Source organism: Streptococcus oralis, from assembly GCF_026782085.1.
In the GTDB taxonomy this organism is placed as follows: domain Bacteria; phylum Bacillota; class Bacilli; order Lactobacillales; family Streptococcaceae; genus Streptococcus; species Streptococcus oralis_DA.
Genome location: NZ_JAKUVW010000007.1, coordinates 80,898 through 94,211 on the forward strand (window position 1 = coordinate 80,898; position 13,314 = coordinate 94,211).

Annotated in this window: 17 protein-coding genes; 15 read left to right on the forward strand and 2 right to left on the reverse strand. The window is 40.6% G+C overall.

What is annotated here, in order from left to right; all coding sequences use genetic code 11:
* Positions 1 to 82: 82 nt before the first annotated feature.
* From MK395_RS09820 to yaaA, 4 genes are all read left to right on the forward strand, one after another.
* Positions 83 to 493, forward strand: coding sequence for a peptide deformylase (locus MK395_RS09820; protein ID WP_000412241.1), 411 nt, complete (start codon positions 83 to 85; stop codon positions 491 to 493).
* Between the two features lie 11 nt (positions 494 to 504).
* A complete protein-coding gene (locus tag MK395_RS09825) occupies positions 505 to 2,100 on the forward strand; it encodes a hypothetical protein (RefSeq protein WP_217970899.1) in 1,596 nt (531 codons plus the stop codon).
* Between the two features lie 85 nt (positions 2,101 to 2,185).
* On the forward strand, positions 2,186 to 2,317 hold the full coding sequence (locus tag MK395_RS09830) for a DUF3953 domain-containing protein (RefSeq protein WP_002874755.1): 132 nt from the start codon (positions 2,186 to 2,188) through the stop codon (positions 2,315 to 2,317).
* 79 nt (positions 2,318 to 2,396) lie between these two features.
* A complete protein-coding gene (yaaA, locus tag MK395_RS09835) occupies positions 2,397 to 3,125 on the forward strand; it encodes a peroxide stress protein YaaA (protein ID WP_217970898.1) in 729 nt (242 codons plus the stop codon).
* A gap of 31 nt (positions 3,126 to 3,156) precedes the next feature.
* Here yaaA and MK395_RS09840 read toward each other — a convergent pair whose 3' ends face one another.
* Both MK395_RS09840 and MK395_RS09845 read right to left on the reverse strand, forming a co-directional pair.
* Positions 3,157 to 3,705 (reverse strand): NAD(P)H-dependent oxidoreductase, encoded by a 549-nt coding sequence (locus tag MK395_RS09840; RefSeq protein ID WP_217970896.1) that lies wholly within the window; start codon positions 3,703 to 3,705, stop codon positions 3,157 to 3,159.
* Between the two features lie 91 nt (positions 3,706 to 3,796).
* Positions 3,797 to 4,243 (reverse strand): MarR family winged helix-turn-helix transcriptional regulator, encoded by a 447-nt coding sequence (locus MK395_RS09845; protein ID WP_268711780.1) that lies wholly within the window; start codon positions 4,241 to 4,243, stop codon positions 3,797 to 3,799.
* Positions 4,244 to 4,361: 118 nt separating this feature from the next.
* Here MK395_RS09845 and MK395_RS09850 point away from each other — a divergent pair, with 118 nt between their 5' ends.
* The 11 genes from MK395_RS09850 to MK395_RS09900 all read left to right on the forward strand — a co-directional run bounded on the left by MK395_RS09850 (position 4,362) and on the right by MK395_RS09900 (position 13,309).
* On the forward strand, positions 4,362 to 4,838 hold the full coding sequence (locus MK395_RS09850) for a cell wall elongation regulator TseB-like domain-containing protein (protein WP_070800033.1): 477 nt from the start codon (positions 4,362 to 4,364) through the stop codon (positions 4,836 to 4,838).
* Positions 4,839 to 4,847: 9 nt separating this feature from the next.
* Entirely contained in the window at positions 4,848 to 6,026 is a 1,179-nt protein-coding gene (locus tag MK395_RS09855) for a pyridoxal phosphate-dependent aminotransferase (protein WP_217970895.1), read from the forward strand.
* Positions 6,027 to 6,178: 152 nt separating this feature from the next.
* The gene (asnS, locus tag MK395_RS09860; protein ID WP_412079856.1) at positions 6,179 to 7,522 is read left to right on the forward strand and encodes an asparagine--tRNA ligase; all 1,344 of its coding nucleotides are present in this window, start codon (positions 6,179 to 6,181) and stop codon (positions 7,520 to 7,522) included.
* Positions 7,523 to 7,670: 148 nt separating this feature from the next.
* Positions 7,671 to 7,961 carry a 30S ribosomal protein S6 gene (gene rpsF, locus MK395_RS09865; RefSeq protein WP_001151782.1) on the forward strand — a complete coding sequence of 97 codons (291 nt, stop codon included), beginning with the start codon at positions 7,671 to 7,673 and terminating at the stop codon, positions 7,959 to 7,961.
* Positions 7,962 to 7,972: 11 nt separating this feature from the next.
* Complete coding sequence (gene ssbA, locus MK395_RS09870) at positions 7,973 to 8,443, forward strand: single-stranded DNA-binding protein SsbA (protein WP_000609595.1); 471 nt, start codon at positions 7,973 to 7,975, stop codon at positions 8,441 to 8,443.
* A 31-nt stretch (positions 8,444 to 8,474) separates the two neighbouring features.
* Positions 8,475 to 8,714, forward strand: a complete 240-nt coding sequence (gene rpsR, locus MK395_RS09875) for a 30S ribosomal protein S18 (RefSeq protein WP_000068664.1) — start codon at positions 8,475 to 8,477, stop codon at positions 8,712 to 8,714.
* 261 nt (positions 8,715 to 8,975) lie between these two features.
* Entirely contained in the window at positions 8,976 to 9,485 is a 510-nt protein-coding gene (locus MK395_RS09880; protein WP_061852524.1) for a GNAT family N-acetyltransferase, read from the forward strand.
* Between the two features lie 437 nt (positions 9,486 to 9,922).
* Complete coding sequence (wecB, locus tag MK395_RS09885) at positions 9,923 to 11,080, forward strand: non-hydrolyzing UDP-N-acetylglucosamine 2-epimerase (RefSeq protein WP_268711781.1); 1,158 nt, start codon at positions 9,923 to 9,925, stop codon at positions 11,078 to 11,080.
* Complete coding sequence (locus MK395_RS09890) at positions 11,077 to 11,856, forward strand: hypothetical protein (RefSeq protein WP_268711782.1); 780 nt, start codon at positions 11,077 to 11,079, stop codon at positions 11,854 to 11,856. The genes wecB and MK395_RS09890 overlap by 4 nt, the downstream gene beginning before the upstream one ends.
* Positions 11,857 to 11,865: 9 nt before the next feature.
* The gene (locus MK395_RS09895; RefSeq protein WP_000176307.1) at positions 11,866 to 12,006 is read left to right on the forward strand and encodes a hypothetical protein; all 141 of its coding nucleotides are present in this window, start codon (positions 11,866 to 11,868) and stop codon (positions 12,004 to 12,006) included.
* Positions 11,999 to 13,309 (forward strand): glycosyltransferase family 2 protein, encoded by a 1,311-nt coding sequence (locus MK395_RS09900; RefSeq protein ID WP_000625489.1) that lies wholly within the window; start codon positions 11,999 to 12,001, stop codon positions 13,307 to 13,309. Before MK395_RS09895 ends, MK395_RS09900 begins: the two co-directional genes overlap by 8 nt.
* Positions 13,310 to 13,314: the final 5 nt, after the last annotated feature.

A 13,314-nucleotide genomic window follows, 5' to 3' on the forward strand; every position in this document is an offset into this window, starting at 1 on the left:
CTTTTTTTGCATTTGAGGGAAAGGACTAGAAGTTGCCCCCTTTTGTGCTATAATAAAGTAAAGTTGTAAGGAGTGAAAGAGAATGGAAAAGAAAATTGTCCGAGATATCTTATTCTTGTCTCAGGTCTCGAAACCTGCAAGTCAGGAAGACCTTTATCTGGCTAAGGATTTGCAGGATACCTTGCTGGCTAATCGCGAGACCTGTGTCGGTCTGGCGGCCAATATGATTGGTGTGCAGAAGCGTGTGATTATCTTTAATCTTGGCCTAGTTCCCATGGTCATGTTTAACCCTATTCTCCTTTCCTACAAAGGGCCTTACGAGACAGAGGAAGGTTGTTTGTCTTTGACTGGGGTTCGAACGACGATTCGTTATGAAACGATTACGGTTTCCTATCGCGATAGCAAGTGGCAGGAACAGACCATTACACTGACAGGTTTTCCAGCTCAGATCTGCCAACATGAACTGGATCATTTGGAAGGACGGATAATTTAGGAGGAACTCAGATGAAACGCATACTATTTGAACTTGTTTTTATCGCAACGACTTGGTATATCTTTTTACCACCATTCAATCTGACTAGTTGGGAATTCATCTTCTTTCTCTGTGGGCATCTGGTGGTGATGGGGATTTTGTTTAGTTTCCGCAAGGATACCAATCTCCTCAAAAATGTTCATGTACGTCATGGCAAGCATGCCAACGAGCTTAATCTAGAAGGACTTCATTTTACCAAACTCAGTAAAGGATTGTTGCTGGCCGCAGGACTTATCTTTGCCCTTGCTGGTCTGGTTGGCTTAGTAACCTCTAGCTTTTTCCAAGCAAAAAATTATGCTAATGTGGTATCTATCACAGAAAAAGATTTTAAAGATTTTCCCAAGAGTGATACCAGCAAGGTTCCAATCCTAGATCGGAGTACCGCCGAAAAGATTGGAGACCGTTATCTAGGCTCTCTGACGGATAAGGTCTCCCAGTACGTAGCAGCAGATACTTATACCCAGTTGACGGTTGATGGCAAGCCCTATAGGGTGACTCCTTTGGAGTATGCTGATCCCATCAAATGGTTCAACAATCAAGCCAAGGGAATTGGCGAGTATATTAAGGTTGATATGGTGACAGGAAATGCGGAATTGGTGGATTTAAAAACACCGATGAAGTATTCGGACTCTGAGTATTTTAACCGTGACGTCAAACGTCATCTTCGAATCAAGTATCCAACCAAGATTTTTAAAACCCCATCCTTTGAGGTGGATGATGAAGGCAATCCTTTCTATGTAGCAACCGTTTATCAAAAACAGTTTGGTCTAGGAGTACCTCGCCCTTCATCCGTTATCATCTTGGACGCTACTAATGGAGAAACCAAGGAATATAGCTTGGATGAAGTCCCAGAATGGGTGGATCGTGTCTATCCAGCAGAAGAAACCATCGAACAAATCAACTACAACGGTAAGTATAAAGACGGCTTCTGGAATGCCTTGATTTCTAAGAAAAACGTTACCCAAACGACAGAAGGCTATAACTATCTTTCTATCGGAAATGACATTTATCTCTACACTGGGGTGACTTCAGCCAACGCTGACGAAAGTAATCTAGGATTTATCCTTGAAAATATGCGCACTGGTGAAATCACCAAGTACAATCTAGCATCAGCAACCGAAGAATCAGCCCGTGCTTCTGCAGAGGGAGCAGTGCAAGAGAAGGCCTACAAGGCTACCTTCCCTATTCTTGTCAATCTCAATGACAAGCCTCTTTATATCATGGGCTTGAAAGATAACGCAGGCTTGGTCAAGGAGTATGCATTGGTCGATGCCGTGGAGTATCAAAATGTCATCGTAGCAACTACGGTAGATGAACTCCTCAGCAAGTATGCCAATAAAAATGACCTCGACCTGGATAATGAAACGGTAGAAAGTATCAAGGGAGTGATTTCAGACCTTAAATCAGCTGTCATCAAGGGGGATACCGTCTACTTCTTCAAAGTTGATGGTAAGATTTATAAGGTCAAGGCTTCAGTGTCAGACGACCTTCCTTACCTTGAAAATGGCCAATCTTTCGAAGGTCAAGTTGGAAAAGATAACTATCTCAAGACCTTTAAAGTACAATAATACTCTTCGAAAATCTCTTCAAACTACGTCAGCGTCGCCTTGCCGTACTCAAGTACAGCCTGCGGCTAGCTTCCTAGTTTGCTCTTTGATTTTCATTGAGTATAAAAATAGGTTTTCTCAGTTCAAGGAGAAAAAAGATAAATTCTTATCTATCTTAACAAGCTTAGCTGGCACAGCCCTTGTTCTCGTGGCTATCTGGTTAGGATGGCCAAAATAAACAGACAAACCTCGGTATGAACCGAGGTTTTTAAGATGAAATTCTTGGTCGTGGTTGAAAAATATGCTACACTAACAATATGAAAATTTTAATCCCAACAGCAAAAGAAATGAACACAGACCATCCCCGTACCGAAGCGCTCCCCTTGAGTGAAGAAAGTCAGGCAGTCCTTGACTCACTGGCGCACTACTCAGCTAGTGAATTAGAGACTTTTTATAAGGTATCTGCCGAGAAAGCAGAAGAAGAGTACGCTCATATTCAAGCACTAAAAGATCAGAGCGCTAAACATTATCCAGCCTTGAAACTTTTTGATGGTCTCATGTATCGTCATATTAAACGAGATGGGTTAACCGAGGCTGAACAAACCTATCTTGAAGATCATGTTTTAATTACATCAGCTTTGTATGGCGTAGTTCCAGCCCTATCGCCCATGGCTCCTCACCGTTTGGACTTTCTGATGAAGTTAAAAGTAGCTGGTAAAACCCTAAAGACTCATTGGAAGTCAGCCTACGATGAGGCACTACAGGATAAGGACTTGATATTTTCTCTCTTGTCATCAGAGTTTGAAACCGTATTTTCTAAGGAAATCAGAGAAAAGATGGTGACCTTCAAATTTATGGAGGACAAGGGTGGTCAGTTGAAAATTCACTCAACCATTTCAAAAAAAGCCCGTGGTGCCTTTTTGACCGCCTTGATAGAGGGGCAAGTCCAAACAGTCGAACAAGCTCGCAAGCTCAGTTTTGCAGACTTTGACTACCGACCTGATTTATCAAGTGATTTAGAACTCGTCTTTGTGAAACAAGCATAAAACCAGCTCATTCGAGCTGGTTTTTGCTAGATTAGTTGATGGCTGCAAGAAGGTCGTCAGCTTGTTTTTCAAGTGATGAAGCAGTTGCTTCTTCTAACACCAATTTTCCGTCTGCCCAAGCAGAGTCATTGACACGAGCGGCAGTAAAGTCACCAACGACTTGTGTACGGATAAATGGCAAGAGGTCTTTATAAATCGCAAAGAGTTGTTCGTGACCGGCATTGGCTACAGATGAAACAGTAACAAACTTGTCTTGGAGGGCAGAAACGCCACGTGTATCAGACAAGTCAAGGGCACGAGAGAGCCAGTCAAGTAAGTTTTTCACGGTTCCAGGGATAGAGAAGTTGTAGACTGGAGAGAAGATCCAGATAGCATCCGCAGCAAGGACTGCTTCACGAGCAGCAGCTACAGCTGGATGAGTTGGAACTTCCAAATCTTGGCTGAAGAGAGGAACAGCTGAGTAATCAAGATAGCTAACTTCCGCTTTTCCAGCAAGTGCTTTTTCAGCTTCGAGGGCCATTTGGTGGTTGAAAGAACCTTGGCGTAGTGAACCGACGATAAATAATACTTTTTTAGACATGATGTGTCTCCTTTAGTTTAAAATTCAAAGAGCGAACTCTTTTGTTACCATCTATGTTACAACAAATAATACTAATTAGCAATAATTTTGCTCACAAATTTTTAAATTTTTTTAAAATGTGGATTAAGTCTTCCTTTTCGCCATCTTCCAAGATGCTGAGTGCTTCTACTATAGAATCGATATGGTCAGGAAGAACCTCCTCGATTTTTTTGCGTCCTGCAGGTGTTAATTTCAGGAAAAAGGATCGACGATCTTTCGGGTCACAATTTCTAGAAATCCATCCATCTCGAACCATATTTCGAATGACAACAGTCATGTTTCCAGAAGTGGCTAGCATTTTTTCGATCAAATCCTGAATGCGTAGTTCCCCCTTGCTATAGAGGGTTTCCAAAACTGAAAATTGGGTGGGTGTTAGCCCGTGTTCTTTAGCAGCCTTGGCTTCATATGGTTTAAAGGTTCGTAGGGCTTTGTTGAGGATGATAGCTGTTTTTAAGTCTAGTTGATTATCGGAAATTTTCTCTTTCGAATATTGTTTCATAAGGTTATTTTATCAATAATGAGAGAGAAAAACAAGAACTTACATTTTATAGGAAAAGAATCTTAGAATGTTCCTGTCTTCACTTGTAATAAAGAAGGAGAGATGGTAAAATAGACGAGTGAAACTAAGACAGAAAAAAGCAAAAAACAAGCTACTTTTACAGTATGGAATCGGCATTGCTCTGGTAGTACTAGTCATGACCACTTCCTTCCTTTATCTGATATCACTCAGCATGAAACCCTATCAAGATGCTAGAGTTGAGGGAGAAAAACTAGCCAAGCAGTATGCAGAATTGGAAAAGGCAGATCAGGTTGATTTTTATAATGGACTAGAAGGTTATTACAGCGTTTTAGGACATAATAAAAAGCAAGAGGCCATTGCCGTACTGATTGAAAAGAATGACCACAAGATTTATGTTTATCAGCTTGATAAAGGGATTTCTCAAGACAAGGCAGCGACGATTTCGAGGGAAAAAGGAGCTAGCGACATTGACAAGATCACCTTTGGTCGTTATCAGGACAAGCCGATTTGGGAAGTTAAGTCAGGAAACCAGTACTATCTGGTTGACTTTGAAACAGGAGCAGTGATCCAATAAGGAGGGCATATGAAACTATCCAAACGTGTACTAGAAATGGAAGAAAGCGTCACTCTAGCTAGTGATGCAAGAGCCAAAGCATTAAAAGCTCAGGGAAAAGACGTTCTTTTCTTAACCTTGGGACAGCCTGATTTTCATACTCCTGAAAACATTCAGGATGCAGCGGTAGAAGCGATTCGAGATGGACGAGCTTCCTTTTATACAGTTGCTTCAGGCCTACCAGAGTTAAAAGCGGCGGTTAATACCTATTTTGAACGCTATTATGGGTATTCTGTTGCAGCCAACGAGGTTACCTTTGCCACTGGTGCTAAGTTCTCTCTCTACACCTTCTTTATGGCTGTGGTCAATCCAGGTGATGAAGTCATTATCCCTACACCATACTGGGTCAGCTATGGAGACCAGGTCAAAATGGCAGAAGGAGTGCCTGTCTTTGTCCAGGCAAAGGAAGACAATCACTTTAAAGTAACAGTAGAGCAGCTAGAAGCAGCACGAACAGATAAGACCAAGGTCTTGGTTCTCAATTCACCATCGAATCCGACTGGTATGATATACTCTCGTGAGGAACTCTTGGCTATCGGAAATTGGGCTGTTGCGCATGATGTCCTTATCCTAGCAGATGATATTTATGGCCGTTTGGTTTATAACGGGAACGAATTTGTTCCAATCTCTAGTCTGTCAGAAGACATTCGCAAGCAAACCATCGTGATTAACGGTGTATCTAAGGCCTATGCCATGACTGGTTGGCGGGTAGGTTATGCGGTGGGAAATCCTGAAATTATCGCTGCTATGAGCAAACTAACAGGACAAACGACTTCAAATCTGACAGCAGTGTCTCAATATGCTACCATTGAAGCCCTAACTGGACCACAAGACTCTGTTGAAACCATGTGCCAAGCCTTTGAAGAACGTTTGAATACCATTTATCCACTCTTGTGCCAAGTGCCAGGATTTGAAGTTGTCAAGCCCCAAGGAGCCTTCTATCTCTTCCCAAATGTCAAAAAAGCGATGGAAATGAAGGGTTATACTGATGTGACAGAGTTTACAACAGCTATTCTCGAAGAAGTCGGCCTTGCCTTGATTACAGGAGCTGGATTTGGAGCACCAGAAAATGTTCGTCTCAGCTATGCCACAGACATGGATACATTAAAAGAAGCTATTCACCGTTTGCATCGGTTTATGGAAAAATAAAACTTAGAATCTTCGCCTTTTTAGCGAAGATTTTTTGTAACGAAAATCTCGCGATTTTTCTCTAGTAGAACCTAGCTATCGCAGTCTATTTATGGTAAAATAGTGGGTAATGATGTCTTCGGACAAGTTAAACGAAAAAAGGAAGATAGATTATGACAAAACGTGTAACAATTATCGATGTAAAAGACTACGTTGGTCAAGAAGTGACCATCGGAGCTTGGGTTGCCAACAAATCTGGAAAAGGGAAAATTGCCTTCTTGCAATTGCGTGATGGGACAGCCTTTTTCCAAGGTGTAGCATTTAAACCAAACTTTATTGAAAAGTTCGGTGAGGAAGTGGGACTTGAGAAGTTTGATGTCATCAAACGCTTGAGCCAAGAAACGTCTGTTTATGTGACAGGGATTGTCAAAGAAGACGAACGTTCTAAGTTTGGCTATGAGCTCGATATTACAGACATCGAAGTGATTGGTGAATCTCAAGACTACCCAATCACACCAAAAGAACACGGAACAGACTTCTTGATGGACAACCGTCACTTGTGGCTCCGCTCTCGTAAGCAAGTAGCGGTTATGCAAATCCGTAACGCTATCATCTATGCAACTTATGAGTTTTTCGACAAGAACGGCTTCATGAAATTTGATAGCCCAATTCTTTCAGGAAACGCGGCTGAAGATTCAACAGAACTCTTTGAAACAGACTACTTCGGAACGCCAGCCTACTTGAGTCAATCTGGTCAGCTTTACCTAGAAGCAGGGGCTATGGCTCTTGGTCGTGTATTTGACTTTGGTCCAGTATTCCGTGCTGAAAAATCAAAAACGCGCCGTCACTTGACTGAGTTCTGGATGATGGATGCGGAGTACTCCTACTTGACACACGATGAGTCACTTGACTTGCAAGAAGCTTATGTTAAAGCCCTTCTTCAAGGTGTTCTTGATCGTGCGCCTCAAGCCTTGGAAACCTTGGAACGTGATACAGATCTCTTGAAACGCTACATTGCAGAGCCGTTCAAACGCATCACTTACGATCAAGCCATTGACCTTTTGCAAGAGCATGAAAATGATGAAGATGCTGACTACGAGCATCTTGAGCATGGCGATGACTTTGGTTCACCACACGAAACATGGATTTCAAACCACTTTGGTGTGCCAACATTTGTCATGAACTACCCAGCAGCTATCAAGGCCTTCTACATGAAACCAGTTCCTGGAAATCCAGAGCGCGTGCTTTGTGCAGACTTGCTGGCACCAGAAGGTTACGGAGAAATCATCGGTGGATCTATGCGTGAGGAAGACTACGATGCTCTTGTAGCTAAAATGGAAGAACTGGGCATGGATCGTACAGAATATGAATTTTACCTTGACCTTCGTAAATACGGCACAGTTCCACACGGAGGATTTGGTATCGGTATCGAACGTATGGTAACCTTCGCAGCTGGAACCAAACATATCCGTGAAGCCATTCCATTCCCACGTATGTTGCACCGTATCAAACCATAAACTAGTAAAAAGAAGATATTTTCATCTTCTTTTTTCACTTTTATCTTGCTATCTATCAGTTTTTCTAGTATAATAGTTTATTGTGAGAAAACCTCACTTACCCCTTGCAAAGACTAGGGGTCATTAGACCAAAAGGAGGAACATATCAATGGCTAAATACGAAATTCTTTATATCATTCGTCCAAACATTGAAGAAGAAGCGAAAAACGCTTTGGTAGCACGTTTTGACTCTATCTTGACTGACAACGGTGCAACTGTTGTTGAATCAAAATCATGGGAAAAACGTCGTCTTGCATACGAAATCCAAGATTTCCGTGAAGGACTTTACCACATCGTTAACGTTGAAGCAAACGACGACGCAGCTCTTAAAGAGTTTGACCGTCTTTCAAAAATCAACGCTGACATTCTTCGTCACATGATCGTCAAACTTGACGCGTAAGAAGGTAAATTATGATTAACAATGTTGTACTTGTAGGGCGTATGACACGTGACGCTGAGTTGCGTTATACCCCATCAAATGTAGCAGTTGCGACTTTTACTCTTGCAGTAAACCGTACATTTAAGAGTCAAAATGGCGAACGTGAGGCTGATTTCATCAATGTCGTTATGTGGCGCCAACAGGCTGAAAATCTTGCCAACTGGGCTAAAAAAGGCTCTCTTATCGGGATCACAGGCCGTATCCAGACTCGTAGTTACGATAACCAGCAAGGACAACGTGTCTACGTAACAGAAGTCGTGGCTGAGAATTTCCAAATGTTGGAAAGCCGCGGAGTGCGTGAAGGACATTCAGGTGGAGCTTATTCTGCACCAACTGCTGGTCAATCAGCACCTGCAAACCCAGTACCAGACTTTTCACGTTCTGAAAATCCATTTGGAGCAACCAATCCATTGGACATTTCAGATGATGATTTACCATTTTAATGGACAATTAATACTATAAAGGAGAAAAAACATGGCTCAACAACGTCGTGGCGGATTCAAACGCCGTAAAAAAGTTGATTACATCGCAGCAAACAAAATTGAATATGTTGATTACAAAGATACTGAGCTTCTTAGCCGTTTCGTTTCAGAACGTGGGAAAATCCTTCCTCGTCGTGTAACAGGAACTTCAGCTAAAAACCAACGTAAAGTAACAACAGCTATCAAACGCGCTCGCGTAATGGCTTTGATGCCTTTCGTAAACGAAGATTAAAAAAAGGGGTCCGGGTGGACCTCTTTTTCATGAGCATGAAAACAAGAAAGCGAATTAAGACCTGGGTGGGTCTTTTTGTCACGAGCCTTGAAATGAGAGAGCGAGTTCGGTTTGGGTGAACCTCTTTTTCAGATTTTTATAGGACTTTGTTAGAAAGGATTCCCTGTTGACCTAGTAAGATTCTTTTGTCTTACTAGGTTTTTTCTTTTAATCTTTATTATCGTGCTATAATGGTAGGAGAAAGCTATAAAGGAGCAACTTATGAAGACGATATGTTCAATTAGAAAAATGCAAGAATCTGACATTAAAGATCTATCTCGAGGATTTATCAGCCAAGGTTGGCCGGGTAGAGAAGAAATTTTGGCTAGATATTTTCTTGAACAAGAATGTGGGGAGAGAGAAGTTTTAGTTGCAGAGGTTGAGGGTGCTTTAGCGGGTTATATCACAATTTTGCCCTGCGCTAAGCAGGGGCCTTTTGCAGAAATCTATCCAGAACTCTCAGATTTCAATGTCTTTGAACCTTTTCAAAATCAAGGTATTGGAAATCTCTTGCTGGAAGAAGCAGAAAAACGAGTTAGGCTCATATCGGATAAGGTGACCCTTGGTGTGGGGCTCCATTCAGGGTATGGACCTGCCCAGAGATTGTACATCAAACGAGGCTATATTCCAGATGGGACGGGTGTTTGGTATCAGAACCATCAACCGGCCATGAATGCAGTTTGTGAAGATATCGGAGAATTGGTCTTGTATCTGTCGAAAAATTTGTTTTAAGACAGATTTTATAAGGTTTAAATTTTAAATATAGTAAACAATCACAGTTCCTTTTTCATTCGAAAAAGGGACTTTTTTGTTTGAAATTGTTTGATTTATTCCTCAGAGTGGTAAAATATAATTGTTTGAAATATAAAGATAAAAATAAATATCGAAAAAAACATATAAGGTTTAGTTTTTTTAAATACGGATTCTTTTGAAAAGTCTTAAAATTTCCTAAAATAAGGCTTTTTAAAGGTTGTAAATAATATTGTTACAAAAAGGTTACAAATTGTTAAAATTAAATTAAATGCAATAATATAATTTGGAAAAAATTTGACATATAAATTAATTGACGGTAAAATAATTAAGATAATCAAATTAATTGATTTGCGCAATAATTCGATATAAAGATTAATCTGATGTGTCAAATTTTATTATAGTAGAAGGATAGCATAATGAAGAAACTGAAAGTGATGGTTGTTTTTGGAACACGACCAGAAGCTATTAAAATGGCCCCTTTAGTGTTAGAATTGCAAAAACATAGTGACAGCATTGAGACGATCACAGTTGTGACAGCTCAGCACCGTCAAATGCTTGATCAAGTTCTTGAAACTTTTAGCATCGAGCCACATTATGACCTGGATATTATGGGGAAAAATCAATCCCTCTTAGATATTACTGGAAAAATTTTAGAAAAGTTTGATCCAGTTGTTAAGCAAGAACTTCCAGATATGATTCTTGTTCACGGAGACACAACGACAACTTTTGCAGCAAGTTTAGTTGCTTTCTATAATCAGGTACGAATCGGCCACGTTGAAGCTGGTTTAAGGACTTTTGATAAGTATTCTCCTTTCCCAGAAGAAATGAATCGTCAGATGACAGATAACCTTGCGGATCTTTATTTTGCTCCAACTAGTGAGAGTAAAGAAAATCTTCTTAAGGAAAATCATCCTGAGTCTGCTATTGTCATTACGGGAAATACAGCCATTGATGCCTTGAAACTAACCGTTCAATCGGATTACTATCATGAAGTTTTAGATCAATTGGATCCAGATAAGAAACTTGTATTGGTAACCATGCACCGTCGTGAGAATCAAGGTCAACCAATGAGAAATGTCTTTACAGCTTTACGTGAGATGGTCGATCTTCATCAGGAAATTGAAGTTGTTTATCCTGTTCACCTTAGCCCTGCTGTGCAAGAAGCAGCAAACGATATCTTAGCTGGTCACGATCGTATTCACTTGATTGAGCCTTTAGATGTACTTGATTTTCATAATTTGGCTTCAAGAAGCTATTTTATCATGACTGACTCTGGAGGTGTTCAGGAAGAGGCACCTTCTCTCGGCAAACCTGTCCTTGTCCTTCGTGACACGACGGAACGTCCAGAAGGAGTAAGAGCAGGTACGTTGAAGCTAGTTGGTACGGATCCAGTACGTGTGAAAGAAGCAATGGCAGCACTCTTAACAGATGAAACTCTTTATAGACAAATGTCTCAGGCACCAAATCCTTATGGAGATGGAAGAGCTTCTGAACGAATCGTACAATCCATTCAACAGTACTTTGGGGCAGCGACTTCTGTATCTGAATTCAAAGGGGGAAATAAGATAAAATGAAAAATTGGAGTCAATTTAAAAACTGGCTTATGGCTTTGCTTGCCTGTGAGGTCATTCTTTTGGTGCTTTGTTTTTTGTATGCTCGAGCAATCATTTTAGAACAAATCTTGTTTTTAGCTTTAGCCTTGTTTGCCGTGTTGGTATTATCTGACCTTTTACTTACTTGGACCCTTATCTTAGCATTTGGTTTTGGACTTATCGTTTTGGTTGCGGGTGTGGTTTATATCCCAATCATGCAACTGGTCTTCTTATTGATCAGTTTTCCACTTTTGATTGGGATTCTACTTAAGGTTCGTTATTATTTCTTCAAGGTGGCCTCAAAGGTACAAGAACAGGAAGACGAAGCTCGAGTAGATTACCAAGCGATGGTCACTGAACAAAGTGATGTGATGGTACAGTCCTTATTGATTCATTGGTCACATGAAGATTTGTTCTTCCAGATTAAACCGAAAGAACATAACCAGATGCTCAGTCGCATTCAAGAGGTGATTGCTCAGGAATTGAGTTACAATGATAAGCTTTATTATGTTTCGGATGGTAATTTTCTCGTTCTATCGAGTACTAACCAACATTCTTTGAAGGAACTTTATTTGAATGGTTTGCAGGAGAAACTGAGCAGTTTAGTTTTTCATGGAGAAGATGGCAATCAAGGAATTCAGTTCCAAACAGGCTATTTGGTGATTAACTCTGATAATAAAGATAAATACCAAGACTACGCAGATATTGCCAGTCATCTCAAACGTCAATTAGAGACAGATGTAATTGTAGAATATTAGGAGGGAAACATGACTTTAACCGAACTATTTTTTGGTATTGCTTTGGGACTCAGTCTCGCCTTTGGCATTTGTTTTATCATACTATTTATTGCATACAATATTCTTTACCATCGAGTAAACAAAAATTTTAAGGCGGTGAATCATGATTAGTCAAATGTTAATGATTTTTACCTTGCTTACAATTTGGATTTCTCTAGCATGGGGCTTGGTAATTCTCTTTTCGGCAGTACACTTTTGGTTTAAACACAGTGATTTTCGTGTAGACACTTCGCCACTACCTTATTATCCTAAGGTTACCATTGTTGTTCCTGCTCATAATGAGGATGTGGTTATTGCCCAAACGGCAAAAGCTATCTTGGATATGAATTATCCTCACGATCGTGTGGAATTGCTCTTATTTGCGGATAACTGTTCGGATAACACTTATGCTGAATGCTTGTCTGTACAAGCCATGCCAGAATATGCTGAAAGAAATCTAACCATTATAGACCGTACTGGTACGGGAGGAAAAGCGGGCGTTCTAAACGATGCTTTGGAGATGGCAACAGGCGAATATATCTGTGTCTATGATGCAGATGCCATGCCTGAAAAAAATGCTCTTTATTTCCTTGTGAAAGAAGTGATGAAGGATCCAGAACGTCATGTGGCATCTTTCGGCCGCAACAAGACTCGAAATGCCAATCAAAATTTCTTGACTCGTTGTATCAACCAAGAGATCGTTGTTACTCAGCGCGTGCACCACGTTGGGATGTGGCATCTCTTTAAAATTGGGCGTATCCCAGGAACCAACTTTATCATTCAAACCGACTTTGTAAAGAGCATCGGTGGTTGGAAAAATGGTGCCTTAACCGAGGATACCGATATTTCCTTCAAAATCATGCAGAGTGGTAAATTAATTGCCCTTGCCTATAATTCAGAGGCTTTCCAACAAGAACCTGAGACCTTAAAGAGTTACTATATGCAGCGTAAACGTTGGGCGAAAGGAAATTATGAAGTTGTTCTCTCGAACTTTAAGCATTTATTTGGCAGAGCAAACTGGCGCGTTAAACTAGAAGTCTTTAACTATTCTTGTGTTTTCTTTTGGTTTAACTTTGCCATTGTCCTATCGGATTTGATTTTCCTAGCGAATGTGCTAGCAATCTGCCTTAATCTTTTCTTCCCAGATGTCAGAGTTCCATTTGCTTTTGATGCGGATAATATCTACATCGCCCAGCTCATGCTCTTCAACTGGATTCTCATGATTGGTCTTTATCTGATGCAAATTATGACAGCATTAGCAAGTCAGTTTGGACAAGCGACGACTAAACAAATCTGGTTGGCCTTGGCAGCCTATTTCTCTTATGCACAGATGTTTATCGTTGTATCCGTTGATTCCATTTCTTCAATCGTGCTGGATAAAGTACTCCGACGAAAAGAAACCAAGTGGGTTAAAACTAAACGATTTGCAGGATAGGAGGT